Origin of the sequence: Streptococcus gwangjuense, from assembly GCF_003627155.1 — a bacterium.
Lineage (GTDB): Bacteria > Bacillota > Bacilli > Lactobacillales > Streptococcaceae > Streptococcus > Streptococcus gwangjuensis.
This window is the reverse complement of record NZ_CP032621.1, coordinates 591,912-609,993: the sequence shown is the minus strand read 5'-3', so window position 1 is coordinate 609,993 and position 18,082 is coordinate 591,912. Positions and strand designations below refer to the sequence as shown.

Below are 18,082 nucleotides of genomic sequence, written 5' to 3'. Positions count from 1 at the left end.
GAAAAAATGCTCTAAAGTCTTTTCTTAACCCATTTTTTGAGTATTTTTTTTGATTTTTTTTCATTTTTAAGGTAAAATTATAAGGTATGAGAAAGAAAATTAATCCGCTTATTTTATTTGGTTTTTTTGGAATTATGATTTTCATTTTAATCCTAAATCGCCCTCGTTTTGAGGACCATCCTGTAAAAACAAAGTCAAATATCGCGCAAGTAGAAACACAAGCACTACATAATATAGATAAACCAGTAATTGATGTTTCTGGTTGGCAACGACCTGAAGAAATTAATTACGATACTCTTTCCCAAAACATTTCTGGAGCCATCGTTCGTGTTCATAGTGGTGCTCAAACATCCAAAGAAAATGATGCTTCTTTTGTTAATGGGGTAGATAAAGCCTTTAAAAACCATATTACCGAGTTTCAAAAACGAAATGTCCCAGTAGGTGTCTACGCTTATGTGGCAGGTAAAAGTATCCAAGAAATGGAAAAAGCTGCTGAAAGTTTTTATAATTCCGCATCGCCATACAGCCCTAGCTACTATTGGCTAGATGTGGAAGAAAAAACCATGTCCAATATGAACGAAGGTGTTGAAGCCTTTCGTGCAAAACTAGAATCACTAGGTGCTAAAAATATCGGAATCTACGTCGGAGTCTACTTCATGGAAGAACACAGTATTGATACTGACAAGTTTACGTCTGTTTGGATTCCTTCCTATGGTTCTGACTCAGGATTTTACGAGGCAACTCCTAAGACTGACTTAGATTACGATATTCACCAATACACTTCTAAAGGGAAAATTGCTGGCTTTGACCACGATTTGGATATCAACGTCATCTCTTCCTTAAAAAATAAAGAAGAAACCTTTAGAAAACTCTTTTTAAAACCTTAAAAGCATTTGTTTATCATTTGCTTTTTCTTTTTGTGTTTGATTGTGATACAATATAGTAAGGATTTTTTGAAATAGAAATAGTTGGAGGAACAATATGCTCTCATGGTTAGCACGTGTTATTAAAGGGATTGTCATTGCTCTTGGATTTATTCTACCGGGAATTTCCGGAGGGGTTCTAGCAGCAATCTTAGGAATCTATGAACGAATGATTGGCTTTCTGGCCCATCCCTTTAAAGACTTTAAAGAAAATGTTTTGTACTTTATTCCCGTTGCCATCGGTATGCTTCTGGGAATCGGCTTATTTTCCTACCCGATTGAATACCTGCTTGACAATTATCAGGTCTTTGTCTTATGGAGCTTTGCGGGTGCCATCATTGGTACAGTTCCTAGCCTCCTCAAGGAATCAACTCGAGAATCTGACCGAGACAAGATTGATTTAGCTTGGTTCTGGACAACCTTTATCATTTCTGGATTAGGACTCTATGCCTTAAATTTTGTTGTTGGAACCTTAAGTGCCAGCTTTCTTAATTTCGTCCTAGCTGGTGCACTGCTGGCTCTTGGCGTATTGGTTCCTGGCCTCAGTCCATCAAATCTACTTTTGATTTTGGGTCTCTATGCTCCTATGTTGACTGGTTTTAAAACCTTTGACCTCTTGGGAACCTTCTTCCCGATTGGAATCGGGGCAGGTGCAACTCTCATCATTTTTTCAAAATTGATGGATTATGCCTTAAACAACTACCACTCACGCGTCTATCATTTCATCATCGGTATCGTCTTATCAAGTACCCTTTTGATTTTGATTCCAAATGCAGGAAACGCTGAAAGTATCCAATACACTGGTCTTTCACTTGTCGGCTATGTCATCATCGCCTTCTTCTTTGCACTGGGAATCTGGCTTGGTATTTGGATGAGCCAATTGGAGGATAAATATAAATAATGGCAAAAAAAGTTAAAATCAAAAAAACATTGGTGGAACAAATCCTGTCTAAAGCAGGTATCCCACATCAGGGGATTCAAATCAATGCCCTGGAAGGAGATTTTCCTCAAGGTTATGAACGAGATCAGATTTTCAAAACCTTGGCGCTTTTGGGAGATAAAACCGGACCAATTATCGGAATTGTCCCTATCACTCAACACTTGTCGGAAAAGAAACTAGCCAAAATTTCTGGCAATAAAAAAGTGAGCATGATTCCACAAAAGGACTTGGAAAAAACAACAGGTTATATTCATGGAGCCAATAATCCTGTCGGAATTCGTCAGAAACACAATTACCCCATTTTTATCGATAAGATTGCTCTAGACTTGGATCAAATGATTGTCTCTGCTGGAGAAGTTGGTCACAGCATTATCGTCGCACCACAAGACTTGGCTAGCTTTGTAAAAGCTGACTTTGCAGATATCTTGGAGGACAGTAAGTAATGAAACTCTACTTTGTCCGCCACGGTCGTACAGTCTGGAACCAAGAAGGACGCTTTCAAGGTGCTAGCGGAGATTCTCCCCTTCTTCCTGAATCTATTGACACCCTAAAACAACTAGGGCAGTATCTCAAGGATGTTCCTTTCGATCAGATTTATTCAAGTGATTTACCTCGAGCGGTCAAATCTGCTGAGATTATCCAAAGTCAACTCAAGACACCCTGTCCTTTAGAAAGTGTTTCTAATCTCCGTGAATGGCAGCTGGGGAAGTTAGAAGGTTTGAAAATCGCAACCTTGGAAGCTATTTACCCGCAACAAATCAAAGCTTTTCGATCTAATCTTGCTCAATTTGACACTCAAATGTTTGGAGCCGAATCCCTCTATAGCACCACACAACGGACCATCCAATTTATCAAATCATTAAAAGATAGTCCAGCTGAGCGTATTCTAATTGTCGGTCACGGTGCCAATCTTACTGCCAGTCTTCGTACTCTTCTAGGATATAAAGAACCACTTCTTCGTAAAGATGGCGGTCTAGCAAATGCCAGCCTGACAATTCTAGAAACCCATGATTTTGAAACATTTACTCTCGATACTTGGAATGATACTTCCTATCAATAACAGAACTTGATTTTAGCGTCAAGTTCTTTTTAGTTTTGAAAGATTATCCGTGAATTTCTTGGCTATTTATGATAAAATGGGAGTATCGCAAAAATGACTCATCGTATTCAATTTTGAGTAAAACTAGGAGGATCCCATGTCAACAGAACATATGGAAGAACTAAATGACCAGCAGATCGTTCGCCGTGAAAAAATGGCTGCGCTTCGTGAACAAGGAATCGATCCTTTCGGAAAACGCTTTGAACGCACTGCAAATTCACAAGAATTAAAAGATAAATTTGCTGACCTCGATAAAGAACAATTACATGATAAAAACGAAACAGCTACTATCGCTGGACGCTTGGTAACCAAACGTGGTAAAGGTAAAGTAGGTTTTGCTCACCTTCAAGACCGCGAAGGTCAAATCCAGATCTACGTTCGTAAGGATGCTGTCGGTGAAGAAAACTATGAAATCTTCAAAAAAGCAGACCTTGGTGACTTCCTTGGTGTCGAAGGCGAAGTCATGCGTACAGATATGGGAGAACTCTCTATCAAAGCTACTCACATCACACACTTGTCTAAGGCTCTTCGTCCTCTTCCTGAGAAATTCCACGGTTTGACAGACGTTGAAACAATTTACCGTAAACGTTACCTTGACTTGATTTCTAACCGTGAAAGTTTTGAGCGTTTTGTCACTCGTTCAAAAATCATCTCTGAAATCCGTCGTTACCTTGATCAAAAAGGTTTCCTTGAAGTGGAAACACCTGTTCTTCACAACGAAGCTGGTGGTGCTGCTGCCCGTCCATTTATCACTCACCACAATGCCCAAAACATTGACATGGTACTTCGTATCGCGACTGAGCTTCACTTGAAACGCCTTATCGTCGGTGGTATGGAACGCGTCTATGAAATTGGCCGTATCTTCCGTAACGAAGGAATGGATGCTACTCACAACCCTGAGTTTACTTCTATCGAAGTTTACCAAGCTTATGCAGACTTCCAAGACATCATGGACTTGACGGAAGGTATTATCCAACACGCTGCTAAATCAGTTAAGGGAGATGGTCCAGTCAACTATCAAGGTACTGAAATCAAGATTAACCAACCATTTAAACGTGTTCACATGGTTGATGCTATCAAAGAAATTACTGGTGTCGATTTCTGGCAAGACATGACTTTGGAGGAAGCCAAAGCTATCGCTGCTGAGAAAAAAGTTCCAGTTGAGAAACACTACACTGAAGTTGGTCACATTATCAATGCCTTCTTTGAAGAGTTTGTTGAAGAAACTTTGATCCAACCAACCTTTGTTTATGGACATCCAGTAGCTGTATCTCCACTGGCTAAGAAAAATCCTGAAGACGAACGCTTTACTGACCGTTTCGAGCTCTTCATCATGACTAAGGAGTACGGTAATGCCTTTACTGAGTTGAACGACCCAATCGACCAGCTTAGCCGTTTCGAAGCCCAAGCCAAAGCCAAAGAACTTGGTGACGATGAAGCGACAGGCATCGACTACGACTACATTGAAGCCCTTGAATACGGTATGCCTCCAACAGGTGGTTTAGGAATAGGTATCGACCGTCTCTGCATGCTCCTCACTGACACAACCACTATCCGTGACGTATTGCTCTTCCCAACAATGAAATAAGCTCTTATCCTCTGACTCTTGTCAGGGGATTTTTCGATACAAAAAGAGACTGAGGAAAAACTCAATCTCTACTTTTCACTTCTTTTGTTGCCACATCTTCTCCAAACCATTTTTGGCTGATTTCTTGGAGCTTTCCTTCTTGGTATAGTTGAACAAAGGCCTGGTTTAATGCTGTTAATAATCTTTTATCAGCTGGTCTAACTCCGACCGCAAAGGATTCACTTTCAAATCCTGCTGAAAGGACATTGTAGTCATTTAATATACCCTCAGACTGGAGATAGTAATTAGCATACACTCGGTCAATCAACAAGGCATCAATCCGGTCATTTTTCAAATCAATCAAGGCCTCATTAAAACTCTGGTACTGATTAGCCTTCTGGTCTTTGACACGATTTTTCAATAAATCTGGCTTGGCTTCAAAGTCTAAATAACCAGAGGAACCTGCTTGGGCTCCCAAGGTCTTATCCTTCATATCCTCTACTGAATGAATCTGCTGGTTTTTCTTAGCAACCAGAACCTGCTGATTTTCCATATAAGGAATGCTAAAAGCAACGTTCTCTCGGCGCTCATCTGTGGCAGAATAGCCATTCCAGATGGCGTCTATGGTTCCATTTTGCAGTTCCGTCTCCTTCATATCCCAGTCGATTGGCTGAAATTGCACCTTGACACCTAATTTTTCAGAGACAGCTTGTGCCAAATCAATATCAAAGCCTGTATATTGGCCATTCTTTTCTTCAAAACCCATGGGTACAAAGGTATTGTCAAAACCAATAGTAATGGTTCCCTGCTCTTGATACTTATCCCAGTTATCCTGCTTTGGATCACTAGCTTTCTGAGTACAGGCCGTTAAAAAGAGAGTCAGGAGAGAAACCAATACTAAAGCAATTTTCTTATTAGTCATCGGCACCTCCTACTTGGGCTCAACCTTAAGAATCTGGTCTGCGATATTTTCAGCGAATTGTAAGTCGTGGGTTACCACAATCTGCGTCATCCCAAGTTCCCTATTTTGCAAGATTAGTTTTTCCACTTCCAAGCGCAATTCTGGATCTAGGGCAGAAGTTGGTTCATCGTAGCCAATGATTTCTGGGTCAATCATCATAGCACGCGCCAAGGCCACACGCTGCTTTTGCCCACCAGATAATGAGAAAGGATAGGCATCTGCGTGCCCTGCTAGTCCTAACTGTTCCAAAAGCCCTCGCGCCTTCTTCTCAGTCTCTTCCTGCTTCATTCCCATAGTTTTCACAGGTGATAAAGTCAAATTATCTAGAACTGATAAATGAGGGAAAAGTTGAAAATCTTGAAATACAAATCCCAATAGATTTCGCTTCTCCAGTTCATCCAGTTCTAAAGATTCTCCATTATAAAAGATTTGCCCTGAATCAATGGTTTCAAGACCTGCAAGCATACGTAAGAGGGTTGTCTTACCTCCACCAGAAGGTCCTACGATAGCCAAGATTTGCTTTTCAGGAATTTTTAGACTGAAATTAGATAAAATTTGCTTTTCACCAAAGCCTTTATTGATGTTTCGTAATTCTAACATGGCAGCCTCCTATCTATAGTAACTGTACTTCTTCTCAACTTTTTTTGCAAGAATGGTCACAATACCAATCAAAATCAAGTAAATGGCTCCTGCCAAGAACATTGGAACTAGACTAGCATCACGGTTTGCAGCCGTTCGACTAGCCAAGATAAGGTCTGAAATGCCTAGAGCATAAACCAGAGAGGTATCCTTGACCAAACTCATGACTTCATTAAAGACACTAGGAAGAACAATCTTGGTCACTTGGGGCAAGATAATATAGTGTACTGTGGCAAAAGGACTGAACTTCAAGACCTTGGCAGCCTCATATTGACCTTTAGGAATAGTATCAATCCCTCCACGGAAGATTTCAGCAAAGTAAGCCGCATAATTGAGAACAAAGGCAATGATAGCCGCAGGAAGACGGTCCAAACGAATCCCAATACTTGGCAGCACATAATAGATAAAGATTAATTGCAAGAGCAAGGGTGTTCCCCGCATAATCCAAATATAAATATTAATCAGATGATGGAGGGGCTTCCAATGGACTTGCAAAGCAAAGGCAATCAAAACGCCCAAGGGAATAGAAAAAATCAAGACCAGTGCAAAAACCTGCAAAGTCATGCTTGCACCGCTCAATAAACTCGGTAATATCTCAAACAAATAAGACATACTGCACCTCCTAAAAATAATTGTTCCTATTATAGCATAAATAAACAAAATAACCAAGAATTTTTGTAAAAAAATTCTCTTTAAAAAAGAAAAACTATATCTATCAAAAAAAGAAAGGACGAAATGTGTCCTTTCTCGATCTTAGCTTTCCTTTAACTAAAGAGACATAAAATCATCCATTGCCAGTCTCATAAAAAACCAGATAAACAAACCAAGAATTACATAGGCGTAGAGTGGCAGGGAAGCAAAGATAAAAGGTGAAAGAAAAATCATACCTAAGGTATCTCCAAAATTCGTACAAATACAATACAATCCAAAAGCAAGATAAAGGATAAAGATGATAAACCAAAACCAAAATCGCTTGCGTGCTTTTTCTTTTCGAAACATTTCTTCCACCTCCCCTTCTATAGCTCTATTATATTACTAAGACTTTTATTTGTAAAAGTACTATCAAAAAGAAGGGACTATTTAATTTTTTATATCGTTGCAAATTACGATAAGCGAATTCTACCTAATTCAATAAAGATAATCCACCAACTGATATCAAAAATAACGGAAAGAATGGTTCATAAATTACCAACATAATAAAAGTTGCAAAAATTTCTTCCATATCATGATTAAAAATATAAATAATCGTTTAGGTATAGAGTGCTAAGGCAGAAATAGCCACACCTAATCAAATATGTGCCCAAATCAATCCTTTTCCAGTCATCTTTCTCCCCAGATCACTATAGAGCCTCTCTAGTCCTTTACCAATCGTTTCTGATTGTCCTTATTGTAGCTTTATTGATACAAAATCGAGTTTATTTAAAATTCTCTCATCAACTCTCACTGGTATAACAAATTGCTTATCCATATAGCCCCCATATTTTTAACATTACTATACTCTCTTATAGCTACATTGACAAGTTAAAGTTCAAAACCAGCTAAATCGATTAGTTCTTCTTTATCACTTTTTCAATTGTTGCCAGGACTCCATTAGTCCCTTCCATGAAATCACGAATACTCACACCAGAAGCCCCTCTTTAACTTGCCTGATAAAACTATAAAAACATTTGAAAATTTGCTCAAGTGCCATCACTTCCTTTTTAGCTCTACATTACCTACTAATTGAGCATAAAATTCTGTAAAGATAGACATAATTTTTGCCAAATCTGTTTATTTCAGTAAATCATTAATACTTACATCATTTCAGAGATTAGCAATAAATTCCAACTGCTTTTCAATTTTTTTACTTCTATAATCTCGTTTTCTACTGTATCCATTAAAATTAAGAAATCACGATAATATAAAGATAAAAGGATCGCTTGCTCTCTCTTCTTATCCCATATCTGTCATATTCAGTCGACATTTGAATTTCTTCAACTTTTCAGCATTATATCCATATACAACAGTAGCATAATGGCCATTTATTGCAGTATCTAAGCTATATATTAAAGTAAATTTCACTTTTTTAGAAGAGTGGTGGACTTTTTACCAAAAAAAATCTAAGGGAGCTATATCAGCTCTCTTACTAGTAGCATGAATGATTTTAAATAGGCATTTGAGCTTTATATCGATATAAAATACATTCAACGCTTTCTAATCAAACTTGATCTTTCAAAGTCAAAATCAGAGTAATCTAAATTAATCTTAAACCTGTCTCTTGCTTACACAGTGAACCTTGAGTATATCGAATATAATTCTGCATGACGAGCGGAACTGCCAAAAATCGTAAAAGCTATTGAAGATTTAAATCTGAAAACAAATACACAACTTGAAGAATCCATTGATAGGCACCTCACCTACCACATCTTTAGGCGTACTCTCGTAAGCAGAATAGCGTAACTCTAAAAGCAATTATGACAAGAGTAGGTCGTTCTGATTCTAGGACAATAAACAAAATCTACACACGTTACAAAGAAGATGAATGACAATATCCTCAATTTGCTAGATAATTTATAGTTTTGCCCCTTTTTTGCCCCCTGTACATAAAAAAAGCCTGTCACACAAGCTCAAATGCTTGATATGATAGGCTTTTTAAAGGTTGATTATTTAACAGCGTCTTTAAGAGCTTTACCAGCTTTGAATGCTGGAACTTTAGAAGCTGCAATTTTGATTTCTTTACCAGTTTGTGGGTTGCGACCTTTACGTGCAGCACGCTCACGAACTTCAAAGTTACCAAAACCGATCAATTGAACTTTTTCACCAGCTGCAAGGTACTCTGTTACTGCTGCGAATACAGCTTCAACTGCTGCTGCTGAGTCTTTCTTAGTCAATTCTGTAGCTTCTGCTACTTTAGCGATCAAATCTTGTTTGTTTGCCATGTTAACGATTCCTCCAATTTAATTTCTAATTAACAAATATAATCATATCCTAAAATCCCTTTTAGGTCAAGTTAAAAACACTATTTCTTCCCATTTTATTTATTTTTTTAGGAGTGGTAACGTACCAAAATAGCCCAAGCGTTCTCACCCGTGTGAGTTTGAATAATGGAACCCGTTTCCAAAACAGAAATTGGCTTTTCGACATAAGCTTGTAAACTTTCTTTCATCTCTTTTGCCCAATCAGCACTACCAGAATATGAAATTCCAATCTCTGCTACAGAACGTTCAGAGAGAGTTGTTGTTAACTCATCTAACCATTTTTTAAAGGTTTTAGCTCCACGACCTTTAACAATTGGCTGCAATTCATGGTCTTTCATTTGCATGACAACTCGGATATTGAGAAGTGAACTCAACAATCCAGTTACACGACCAATACGACCACCTTTTACCAAATTTTCCAAAGTTGAAACGCCAATATAGAGTTCTGTGTTGTTTTTAACTGCTTCTACACGAGTTAAAATTTCCTCCATATCTTTGCCTTCTTGAGCTAACTTCGCAGCCTCAACAACTTGGAATTTCAAGGCTTGGTCAGTGAAGGAACTATCAATCACCGTCACGTCGGCAGTAGATAAACTAGCACCTTGGCGTGCTGCTTCTACAGTACCTGAAAGGGCATGAGACATATGAATAGCAAGAATCTGGCTACCATCCTTAGATAGTTCTTCAAACACTTCAGCAAAGACACCTACAGGTGGCTGACTTGTTTTCGGAAGATTTTTACTTTCTTGCATCAACTGAAGAAATTTACCTTCTTCTTTCAAATCCGCATCAGAATAGACAACATTATCAATCATTACAGATAACGGAACAACAGTGATATCTAATTGTTTTACTAGTTCAGGTTCAATAGTAACAGATGAATCGGTTACAATCTTAATTTTTGTCATAGTATCAATCTTTCTATTTTAGGATTCAGATTGGTTTTCTTACTTTTAATTATATCAAAAAAAGATTAAAAATCCTAATGGAGTCATTCAAATTTTCCTTAAAAATTTGATATAATCTACTTATAAGAAAAGAGGTCCCTATGATTAAAAAAATTTATCCCATTTTAACCATTTTACTAGGTGCTGCTATCTATGCTTTTGGGTTGACTTATTTTGTAGTTCCTCATCATCTCTTTGAAGGAGGGGCGACAGGTATCACCCTCATCACCTTTTATCTTTTTAAAATCCCTGTTTCTCTCATGAACTTGCTGATTAACATTCCCCTTTTCATCCTAGCTTGGAAAATATTTGGAGCCAAATCCCTCTATTCCAGTTTACTAGGGACCTTAGCTCTGTCCGCCTGGTTGGCTTTTTTTGAGCGTATTCCCCTTCATATTGATCTGCAAGGTGATTTACTGATTACAGCCCTTATAGCTGGGATTCTATTGGGAATTGGCCTTGGAATTATCTTTAATGCTGGTGGTACAACTGGAGGAACCGATATTCTAGCTCGTATTCTCAACAAATACACTCATATATCTATGGGGAAGTTGCTCTTTATCTTAGATTTTTGTATTCTCATGCTTATTCTCCTAATCTTCAAAGATTTGAGATTGGTTACCTACACGCTCTTGTTTGATTTTATTGTTTCTCGTGTCATTGATTTGATTGGCGAAGGTGGCTATGCAGGTAAAGGATTTATGATTATTACAAAACGTCCTGATCAACTTGCTAAAGCGATTAATGATGACCTAGGAAGAGGTGTTACTTTCATCTCAGGTCAAGGCTACTATAGTAAAGAAGATTTGAAAATCATCTATTGTATTGTCGGCAGAAATGAAATTGTTAAAATGAAGGAAATGATTCATCGAATTGATCCTCAAGCATTTATCACTATTACAGAAGCTCACGAAATCCTTGGAGAAGGATTTACCTATATAAAAGAATAAAGAAAAAGCTGGGAAGTTCCAGCTTTTTCTTTATTCAGAAAGTGTAGAATGACGATAGCCATAAGTAAAGTAAATCACAAGTCCAACTACAAGAGCAATTCCAAACGCAATCCATGTTTCTACACTATATTGAAGCATAAAGGAAAGACAGATTAGAATCGAGAGAATCGGCAACAAGGGAACTAGGGGAGTTTTGAATTCTCCTTCTTTAGGCATTCCCTTATCCTTTCTAAGTTTTATAATTCCATAAGCCAATAAGATAAGATAAGCAAGCGTACAAATATTTAGAAAGGCTGCAATACTAGCCAGTGGAAATACTCCTGCTGCAATTGCAGAAGCAACTCCTGTTAAGATGGTTGCATTTTTAGGAACACGACTTGTTTTGCTTAATTGCTTAAAACTTCGAGGTAAAAGACCATCACGTGCTAAACTGTAAATCATACGCGATAAGGCATAAGTCATAGAAATACACACTGTTATTAGGGTTAAAATGGCCACTAATGACACATAATTAGCTGCCCAACCAATTCCTATACTTCGCAATGAAAATGCTACAGCATCATCCACATTGAGTTGGCTGTAGTGAACAATCCCTGTCAATACTAATGTAACCAGAGCATAGAGAATCGTTACGATTGTCAAAGACAAAACAATACCTCGTGGGACATTCTTTTGTGGATTTTGAATTTCATCAACAGCCATAGAAATTGATTCAAATCCTAGGAAACCAAAGAACATCAAAGATGCTCCTGCCATTATTCCAGTACTTCCACCATAAATTTGACCAAAACCAAAGGGAGCAAAGTTGGACCAATTTTCTGGTTTAATATACCAGATACCAACTAGAATAAACAAAGCGAGAGCAGAGAATTTCAAGACGACTAGAAGCGAATTAAAACGCAATGCTGCCTTGGAATTTAATAAAACTAAACCGGTTACCAGTGTCAGTACCAAAATAGGTAAAAGGTCTATATAGGTACCCTGCTCAGGGTTAAAGGTCCCATTCAAGGCTTGAGGCATTGAAATACTATAGTTACTGAGCAAGCCTTTAAAATAAGCTGCCCAGCCAGAGGCCACACCAGAAACTGCTGTCATGAACTCCATGATGGTCAACCAACCAGCAATCCAAGCTGGTAATTCACCCAAAATTGCATACAAATAACTATAAGCACCACCAGTTGCAGGAACACGAGAGGCAAACTCTGCGAAAAATAGGGCGGATAAAGAAACACACAGGGCAGAAATCACTATAGATACAACCAGTGACGGACCAGCAAGCGTTGCTGCTGCGGTTCCTGTAATGGTAAAAATCCCAGTTCCTACCATCGCACCGATTCCTAATAAAATCAAATCCCATACTTTTAAATGACGGTGCATTTCAGTACGTCCCAAACTAACATCTTTAGTTCTAAAAATATTCATACTTCATCTCCATTAAATATGATTGTTTTATTTTATCATATAAAAGGGATTTTGTGAATATTTATAAGATGATTTTTCAAAAAAATCCGAACAGAATAAATCCTGCTCAGATTCTACATATTCTTACCCAACTGACCCTTCCATTTCATAGCTAATCAAGCGATTAAGTTCAACAGCATATTCCATTGGAAGCTCTTTTGTAAATGGTTCTACAAATCCCATAACAATCATTTCAGTTGCCTCTGATTCTGACAATCCACGACTCATGAGGTAATAGAGTTGCTCTTCTGAAATCTTAGATACCTTAGCTTCGTGTTCCAAAGCGACTTGGGAGTTGTGAATTTCATTAAACGGAATGGTATCTGATGCTGACAAGTCATCCATGATAATGGTATCACACTCAATGTGAGAGACAGATTTCTTAGAGTTTTTGTTAAAGGTTACTTGTCCACGGTAGTCAACCTTCCCTCCGCCTTTAGCGATGGATTTAGATACGATAGACGAGCTAGTATGTGGAGCGTTGTGAATCATCTTAGCACCAGTATCCTGGTGTTGCCCTGTATTTGCAAAAGCGATAGAAAGCATGGTACCACGCGCCCCTTCTCCATCAAGGTAAACTGATGGATATTTCATGGTAGTCTTTGCACCCAAGTTTCCATCAATCCACTCAACAGTGGCATCCTTTTGAGCTTTAGCACGTTTCGTTACCAAGTTATAGACGTTATCAGACCAGTTTTGGATAGTCGTATAACGCATATAAGCTCCATCCAAGGCAAAGATTTCTACAATGGCCGCATGCAAGCTGTTACTTGAATAAGTTGGTGCTGTACATCCTTCAACATAGTGAACACTTGCTCCCTCATCAACGATAATCAAGGTACGTTCAAACTGACCTGTATTCTCGTTGTTGATGCGGAAGTAAGTTTGAAGTGGGATATCTACCTTAACACCTTTTGGTACGTAGATAAAGGTTCCACCTGACCATACTGCCGAGTTGAGGGCAGCCAATTTGTTATCTGTTGGCGGTACCAACTTCGCAAAGTATTGTTTAAACAAGTCTGGGTATTCCTTGAGGGCAGAATCTGTATCTGTAAAGATAATCCCCAATTTTTGGAACTCTTCCTTCATATTGTGGTAAACCACTTCTGACTCATACTGGGCAGAGGCACCAGCTAAATAAGCACGCTCAGCTTCTGGAATCCCGATACGTTCAAAGGTTTCTTTGATTTTTTCAGGAACTTCGTCCCATGAACGGGCTGGTTTGTCAGATGGTTTTTGGTAGTAGATCAAGTCATCAAAATCAATCTCCGACAAGTCTGCTCCCCAAGTTTGCATGGGCATTTTTTTGAAAGTTTCATAAGACTTCAAACGGAATTCTAGCATCCACTCAGGTTCTCCCTTAGCAGCTGATAGTTCACGAATGACATCTTCATTCAATCCTTTTCCTGTCGATAGGACAGGCTCTACATCATCATGGAAACCAAATTTATATTCACCAAGATCAATTGGTTTTGGTTCTACTCTTTCTTCAGCCATAATATCCTTTCTTTCTTCATTTCTACTGATTCATAAGACAAAAGAAACTTGCCTTACTTGTTTTCTTGATTTTCAATTGTTTTCTTCAGGGCGTTCCAAGCTAGGGTTGCACACTTGATCCGTTGAGGGAATTTTGCAACGCCTGATAAGAAAGCTGCATCTCCAAGTTGGTCTTGGCGTTCATCTTTTTGCCCTTGAACCATTTCAGAAAAAATATTTGCAAGCTCTAAAATTTCTTGTTTGGTTTTGCCTAAAACGGCATCTGTCATCATGCTTGCAGAGGCAGTCGAGATGGTGCAACCTGAGTTTAGAAAAGCGATATCTTCCAAACGATCCTCTGCATCAAACTTAACAGAGAGGTTGATGACATCGCCACAGGTTGGATTGTTGAGACTGATTTGTTCAGCATCTTCCAACTTCCCTTGGTGATGTGGATTTTTCGAATGGTCCGCTACCACTGCCATATAAAGGCTATCTAGTTTAGAAAGTGCCATTGAAAAACTCCTTTGTCTTTTGTAAGGCATCGACTAGCTTGTCGCAATCTGCCTTGGTATTGTAGATATAAAAACTTGCACGAGCTGTCGCTGGAACATCCAAATACTGGAGCAAGGGTTGAGCGCAATGGTGACCTGCTCGAACAGCCACTCCTTCATAATCCAAAGCAGTCGCAAGGTCGTGCGGATGAAGATCACCTAGGTTAAAGGCAATGACACCTGAACGTTGATCCAAGTCCTGCGAACCGTAAATAGTCAATCCTTCAATCGCCTGCAGTTTTGGATAGACGTATGCGATCAATTCTTGTTCATGGGCTTCAATGGCATCCATACCAATCTTTTCAAGATAATCTACTGCCGCAGCAAGTCCGATTGCACCAGCCATATTAGGAGTTCCTGCCTCGAATTTCCAAGGCAATTCCTTCCAACTAGCAGATTGTTCATAAACGAAATCAATCATTTCGCCGCCAAATTCTACTGGTGACATTTGTTCCAGATACTTTTCTTTACCATAAAGAACACCGATACCAGTCGGACCAGCCATCTTGTGACCTGAAAAGGCAAAGAAGTCCACATCCAAGTCCTGGACATCAATCTTCATATGAGGAGTAGACTGAGCACCATCCACCACCATGATGGCTCCCACTTGGTGGGCCATTTGAGTGATTTCTTTGATTGGATTAACCACACCAAGAACATTGGAGGCGTGAGCTAGCGAAACAAACTTGACCTTGTCAGTCAATTTAGTTCGCAAATCATCCATATCCAGAGCTCCGTCCTTGAGATAAACATAGACAAGCTCTGCTCCAGTCTTGCGACAGGCCTCCTGCCAAGGAATGATGTTGGAATGATGTTCCATGACAGAAATCAAAACCTGGTCTCCCTCAGTCAAGACTTCCTCTGCAAAGTGTGCCACCCAGTTCAGACTGGTTGTCGTTCCTCTGGTAAAGAGAACTTCCTTTGTAGACCCTGCATTGATAAACTCACCAATAGTTTCACGAGCGGCTTCATAAGAAGCTGTCGCTCTTTCTGCCAAGGTATGAACGCCACGATGAACATTGGCATTGTCGTTCTCATAGTAGCGGTTAATCGTCTCCAGAACTGCTAGTGGTTTTTGTGTCGTCGCAGCATTGTCCAAATAAACCAATGGTTCATCATTAACAATCTGGTCTAAAATTGGAAAATCCTTGCGAATCACTTCTACATCTAACATAGGCTACCCCTTAGCGTTTTGACAATTTTTCTTCGATAGTTGCAATCATTTCATCACGAACTTCCTTGACTGGAATCTCAACGATAACGGAGCCAAGGAAACCACGAACAACCAAACGTTCTGCAGTTGCCTTATCTAAACCACGGCTCATGAGGTAGTACATGTCTTCTGGATCTACCTGACCGATAGAAGCCGCATGTCCTGCAGTTACGTCATTTTCATCAATCAAAAGGATTGGGTTGGCATCTGAACGCGCTTGGTCTGAAAGCATAAGAACACGACTTTCTTGTTGGGCATCTGCTCCCTTGGCACCCTTGATGATGTGGCCAATACCATTGAAGGTCAAAGTTGCTTTCTCAAGAATAACCCCATGTTGCAGGATATTTCCGATTGAGTTACAGCCGTAGTTGGTTACACGAGTATCAATTCCTTGCACCTGACGGCCACTTGAAAGAGCTACAACTTTAAGGTCAGCATGGCTACCATTTCCAATCAAATCGCTATCAAAATCCGCAACGACGTTTCCTTCATTCATGACACCAATTGCCCAGTCAATATTTGCATCGTTACCTAATTTACCTCGACGGCTAATGTAGGCAGTAACGTTTTCACCTAGACGGTCAATGGCGGCAAACTTGACTTGAGCTCCAGAACGAGCAATCACTTCTACTGTAATATTAGCAGTTGCTTTGGCACTTCCTTCACCGCGTGACTCTAAACGCTCCAGATAACTAATCTTAGAGTTTTTACCAGCGATAATCATAATATGCTTGTTAAACGGCACATCACTATCACTATCTTGGTAGAAAATACCTTCGATTGGTTCTTTAATCTCAACATTATCAGGAATGTAGAGAACAGCACCACTATTGAAATAAGCTGTATGGTAGGCTGCCAACTTATCATCGTCATACTTAACAGATGACATGAAGAATTCCTCAATAAGCTCTGGAATTTCTTCTAAAGCTGAGTGGAAGTCTGTAAAGACGACACCCTGTTCAGCCAACTCAACTGGAGTTTGCTCAAAAACAGTTTGAGTTCCTACTTGCACCAATTTCAAGTGGTTATCTAGTGCAGTGAAATCTGGAACATTTGCTGATGGCTCATTTTCTGTAATCGTTCCATCCCCCAGATTCCAACGGTGGAATTTGACACGCTCAATAACTGGTAATTCTAAACTCTCAATCTTATCAAAAGCTTTTTGACGGAGGTCAGCCAACCAGCTTGGTTCAGCGTGCATTTCTGAAAAAAGTTTAATATTTTCTTTAGTCATTTACTTCTCCTAAAAGATACGAGGGAATTACAATTCTTCCTTGTAGTCGTAGCCAAGTTCTTCAGCTAATTTTGCGTATCCTTCGCGTTCCAAACGCGCTGCCAGTTCTGGACCACCTGAAAGGACAACACGACCTTCCATCATCACGTGTACCACGTCTGGTGTGATGTAGTTCAAAAGACGTTGGTAGTGAGTGATAATCATAGCACCAAAGCCTTCACCACGCATGGCATTGACCCCTTTCGATACAACTTTAAGAGCGTCAATATCAAGACCAGAATCAATCTCATCCAAAAGAGCAAATGTTGGCTCCAACATCAAAAGTTGAAGAATTTCATTACGTTTTTTCTCACCACCAGAGAAGCCTTCGTTGAGGTAACGCTCTGCCATTTCTTCTTTCATGTTGAGCAATTCCATTTTTTCATCTAACTTAGTGATGAACTCGCGAACTGAAATCTTCTCATCGTCTTCTTTGCCGGCATTCATGGCTGCACGAAGAAACTCAGCATTAGTAATACCAGGAATTTCTGATGGGTATTGCATAGCAAGGAAAAGTCCCATACGCGCACGCTCGTCCACTTCCAACTCAAGGATGTTTACGCCATCAAACAAGACCTCACCTTTGGTCACCTCATAGTTTGGATTTCCCATAATAGCTGCAGAAAGAGTCGATTTACCAGTACCATTTGGCCCCATGATAGCGGCGATTTCTCCTGTTTTCAGGGTCAGGTTAACCCCTTTTAAAATTTCTTTTCCTTCAATCTCAACGTGAAGATCTTTGATCTCTAATACTGACATGATAGTTCCTTTCTTTTTCAAGGCCTTTACAGCGTTACTAGAGACATACTTGATTTTCCTAGAAAACACGGTAAAAGGTCAATAAATATACTTTTATAGTATAACAAAAAAAAGCCTAAAAGGCTTTGATTTTGTCTAGAAGCTGAGGACTAGTCTTTTCCTTTTAAATGTTGGTCAATAACATCTACAATCTTGCCCATCAAGTAACTAACTCGGAAATTTCTAAAGAGCAAAATGGCCCAAAAGGCTGCCATAATATAACGACCAGTCATCCAAGCTTCATTGAAAAAATAGGTCTCAGCAGCTGTAAACAGCGCGATGATAATAAATTGTTGTCTATTCATAAACTTATTGTATCATGAA

19 protein-coding genes are annotated in these 18,082 nt (G+C 39.2%); 6 read left to right on the top strand and 13 right to left on the bottom strand.

Features of this window, described 5'->3' with window-relative positions; genetic code table 11:
* The first annotated feature begins 86 nt into the window (after positions 1 to 86).
* The 5 genes from D7D53_RS03000 to lysS all read left to right on the top strand — a co-directional run bounded on the left by D7D53_RS03000 (position 87) and on the right by lysS (position 4,550).
* Positions 87 to 887 (top strand): glycoside hydrolase family 25 protein, encoded by an 801-nt coding sequence (locus tag D7D53_RS03000; RefSeq protein WP_120770081.1) that lies wholly within the window; start codon positions 87 to 89, stop codon positions 885 to 887.
* A gap of 94 nt (positions 888 to 981) precedes the next feature.
* Positions 982 to 1,824 carry a DUF368 domain-containing protein gene (locus D7D53_RS02995; protein ID WP_061864093.1) on the top strand — a complete coding sequence of 281 codons (843 nt, stop codon included), beginning with the start codon at positions 982 to 984 and terminating at the stop codon, positions 1,822 to 1,824.
* Positions 1,824 to 2,306, top strand: coding sequence for an aminoacyl-tRNA deacylase (locus D7D53_RS02990; protein ID WP_120770080.1), 483 nt, complete (start codon positions 1,824 to 1,826; stop codon positions 2,304 to 2,306). Before D7D53_RS02995 ends, D7D53_RS02990 begins: the two co-directional genes overlap by 1 nt.
* Positions 2,306 to 2,923, top strand: a complete 618-nt coding sequence (locus D7D53_RS02985; protein WP_049547266.1) for a histidine phosphatase family protein — start codon at positions 2,306 to 2,308, stop codon at positions 2,921 to 2,923. The genes D7D53_RS02990 and D7D53_RS02985 overlap by 1 nt, the downstream gene beginning before the upstream one ends.
* A 136-nt stretch (positions 2,924 to 3,059) precedes the next feature.
* Complete coding sequence (gene lysS, locus D7D53_RS02980) at positions 3,060 to 4,550, top strand: lysine--tRNA ligase (RefSeq protein WP_120770079.1); 1,491 nt, start codon at positions 3,060 to 3,062, stop codon at positions 4,548 to 4,550.
* 61 nt (positions 4,551 to 4,611) lie between these two features.
* Here the strand turns inward: lysS and D7D53_RS02975 are convergent, their stop codons facing one another.
* The 6 genes from D7D53_RS02975 to D7D53_RS02945 form a co-directional block, all read right to left on the bottom strand.
* Positions 4,612 to 5,451, bottom strand: a complete 840-nt coding sequence (locus D7D53_RS02975; RefSeq protein WP_120770078.1) for an amino acid ABC transporter substrate-binding protein — start codon at positions 5,449 to 5,451, stop codon at positions 4,612 to 4,614.
* A gap of 9 nt (positions 5,452 to 5,460) precedes the next feature.
* A complete protein-coding gene (locus D7D53_RS02970; protein ID WP_120770077.1) occupies positions 5,461 to 6,090 on the bottom strand; it encodes an amino acid ABC transporter ATP-binding protein in 630 nt (209 codons plus the stop codon).
* Between the two features lie 9 nt (positions 6,091 to 6,099).
* The gene (locus D7D53_RS02965; RefSeq protein ID WP_120770076.1) at positions 6,100 to 6,741 is read right to left on the bottom strand and encodes an amino acid ABC transporter permease; all 642 of its coding nucleotides are present in this window, start codon (positions 6,739 to 6,741) and stop codon (positions 6,100 to 6,102) included.
* A gap of 156 nt (positions 6,742 to 6,897) precedes the next feature.
* Positions 6,898 to 7,128: a hypothetical protein gene (locus tag D7D53_RS02960; protein ID WP_120770075.1), complete on the bottom strand. Its 231-nt coding sequence runs from the start codon at positions 7,126 to 7,128 to the stop codon at positions 6,898 to 6,900.
* A 1,643-nt stretch (positions 7,129 to 8,771) separates the two neighbouring features.
* A complete protein-coding gene (locus D7D53_RS02950) occupies positions 8,772 to 9,047 on the bottom strand; it encodes an HU family DNA-binding protein (RefSeq protein ID WP_001284640.1) in 276 nt (91 codons plus the stop codon).
* Between the two features lie 107 nt (positions 9,048 to 9,154).
* The gene (locus D7D53_RS02945) at positions 9,155 to 9,994 is read right to left on the bottom strand and encodes a DegV family protein (RefSeq protein ID WP_120770074.1); all 840 of its coding nucleotides are present in this window, start codon (positions 9,992 to 9,994) and stop codon (positions 9,155 to 9,157) included.
* 140 nt (positions 9,995 to 10,134) lie between these two features.
* Between D7D53_RS02945 and D7D53_RS02940 the strand changes: the two genes are divergently transcribed.
* Positions 10,135 to 10,983, top strand: a complete 849-nt coding sequence (locus D7D53_RS02940; protein WP_120770073.1) for a YitT family protein — start codon at positions 10,135 to 10,137, stop codon at positions 10,981 to 10,983.
* A gap of 30 nt (positions 10,984 to 11,013) precedes the next feature.
* Here D7D53_RS02940 and D7D53_RS02935 read toward each other — a convergent pair whose 3' ends face one another.
* From D7D53_RS02935 to D7D53_RS02905, 7 genes are all read right to left on the bottom strand, one after another.
* Positions 11,014 to 12,405, bottom strand: coding sequence for an APC family permease (locus tag D7D53_RS02935; RefSeq protein WP_064277012.1), 1,392 nt, complete (start codon positions 12,403 to 12,405; stop codon positions 11,014 to 11,016).
* A gap of 123 nt (positions 12,406 to 12,528) precedes the next feature.
* Positions 12,529 to 13,941, bottom strand: a complete 1,413-nt coding sequence (gene sufB, locus D7D53_RS02930) for a Fe-S cluster assembly protein SufB (protein ID WP_084928603.1) — start codon at positions 13,939 to 13,941, stop codon at positions 12,529 to 12,531.
* A gap of 53 nt (positions 13,942 to 13,994) precedes the next feature.
* A complete protein-coding gene (gene sufU, locus D7D53_RS02925) occupies positions 13,995 to 14,435 on the bottom strand; it encodes a Fe-S cluster assembly sulfur transfer protein SufU (protein WP_120770072.1) in 441 nt (146 codons plus the stop codon).
* The gene (locus D7D53_RS02920; RefSeq protein WP_120770071.1) at positions 14,422 to 15,648 is read right to left on the bottom strand and encodes a cysteine desulfurase; all 1,227 of its coding nucleotides are present in this window, start codon (positions 15,646 to 15,648) and stop codon (positions 14,422 to 14,424) included. The genes sufU and D7D53_RS02920 overlap by 14 nt, the downstream gene beginning before the upstream one ends.
* Before the next feature lie 10 nt (positions 15,649 to 15,658).
* Positions 15,659 to 16,921, bottom strand: coding sequence for a Fe-S cluster assembly protein SufD (gene sufD / locus D7D53_RS02915; protein WP_120770070.1), 1,263 nt, complete (start codon positions 16,919 to 16,921; stop codon positions 15,659 to 15,661).
* Between the two features lie 27 nt (positions 16,922 to 16,948).
* Positions 16,949 to 17,719, bottom strand: coding sequence for a Fe-S cluster assembly ATPase SufC (sufC, locus tag D7D53_RS02910; protein ID WP_000114489.1), 771 nt, complete (start codon positions 17,717 to 17,719; stop codon positions 16,949 to 16,951).
* Positions 17,720 to 17,868: 149 nt separating this feature from the next.
* Positions 17,869 to 18,063: a DUF3272 domain-containing protein gene (locus D7D53_RS02905; protein WP_001081602.1), complete on the bottom strand. Its 195-nt coding sequence runs from the start codon at positions 18,061 to 18,063 to the stop codon at positions 17,869 to 17,871.
* Positions 18,064 to 18,082: the final 19 nt, after the last annotated feature.

Bases quoted from the DNA above. Each gene is read 5' to 3' on its own strand.
- sufB (WP_084928603.1), bottom strand. From the start codon at position 13,941: ATGGCTGAAGAAAGAGTAGAACCAAAACCAATTGATCTTGGTGAATAT.
- sufC (WP_000114489.1), bottom strand. From the start codon at position 17,719: ATGTCAGTATTAGAGATCAAAGATCTTCACGTTGAGATTGAAGGAAAA.
- D7D53_RS02935 (WP_064277012.1), bottom strand. From the start codon at position 12,405: ATGAATATTTTTAGAACTAAAGATGTTAGTTTGGGACGTACTGAAATG.
- D7D53_RS02960 (WP_120770075.1), bottom strand. From the start codon at position 7,128: ATGTTTCGAAAAGAAAAAGCACGCAAGCGATTTTGGTTTTGGTTTATC.
- D7D53_RS02945 (WP_120770074.1), bottom strand. From the start codon at position 9,994: ATGACAAAAATTAAGATTGTAACCGATTCATCTGTTACTATTGAACCT.
- D7D53_RS02990 (WP_120770080.1), top strand. From the start codon at position 1,824: ATGGCAAAAAAAGTTAAAATCAAAAAAACATTGGTGGAACAAATCCTG.
- D7D53_RS02965 (WP_120770076.1), bottom strand. From the start codon at position 6,741: ATGTCTTATTTGTTTGAGATATTACCGAGTTTATTGAGCGGTGCAAGC.
- D7D53_RS03000 (WP_120770081.1), top strand. From the start codon at position 87: ATGAGAAAGAAAATTAATCCGCTTATTTTATTTGGTTTTTTTGGAATT.
- D7D53_RS02975 (WP_120770078.1), bottom strand. From the start codon at position 5,451: ATGACTAATAAGAAAATTGCTTTAGTATTGGTTTCTCTCCTGACTCTC.
- D7D53_RS02940 (WP_120770073.1), top strand. From the start codon at position 10,135: ATGATTAAAAAAATTTATCCCATTTTAACCATTTTACTAGGTGCTGCT.
- D7D53_RS02995 (WP_061864093.1), top strand. From the start codon at position 982: ATGCTCTCATGGTTAGCACGTGTTATTAAAGGGATTGTCATTGCTCTT.
- sufU (WP_120770072.1), bottom strand. From the start codon at position 14,435: ATGGCACTTTCTAAACTAGATAGCCTTTATATGGCAGTGGTAGCGGAC.
- lysS (WP_120770079.1), top strand. From the start codon at position 3,060: ATGTCAACAGAACATATGGAAGAACTAAATGACCAGCAGATCGTTCGC.
- sufD (WP_120770070.1), bottom strand. From the start codon at position 16,921: ATGACTAAAGAAAATATTAAACTTTTTTCAGAAATGCACGCTGAACCA.
- D7D53_RS02985 (WP_049547266.1), top strand. From the start codon at position 2,306: ATGAAACTCTACTTTGTCCGCCACGGTCGTACAGTCTGGAACCAAGAA.
- D7D53_RS02970 (WP_120770077.1), bottom strand. From the start codon at position 6,090: ATGTTAGAATTACGAAACATCAATAAAGGCTTTGGTGAAAAGCAAATT.
- D7D53_RS02950 (WP_001284640.1), bottom strand. From the start codon at position 9,047: ATGGCAAACAAACAAGATTTGATCGCTAAAGTAGCAGAAGCTACAGAA.
- D7D53_RS02920 (WP_120770071.1), bottom strand. From the start codon at position 15,648: ATGTTAGATGTAGAAGTGATTCGCAAGGATTTTCCAATTTTAGACCAG.
- D7D53_RS02905 (WP_001081602.1), bottom strand. From the start codon at position 18,063: ATGAATAGACAACAATTTATTATCATCGCGCTGTTTACAGCTGCTGAG.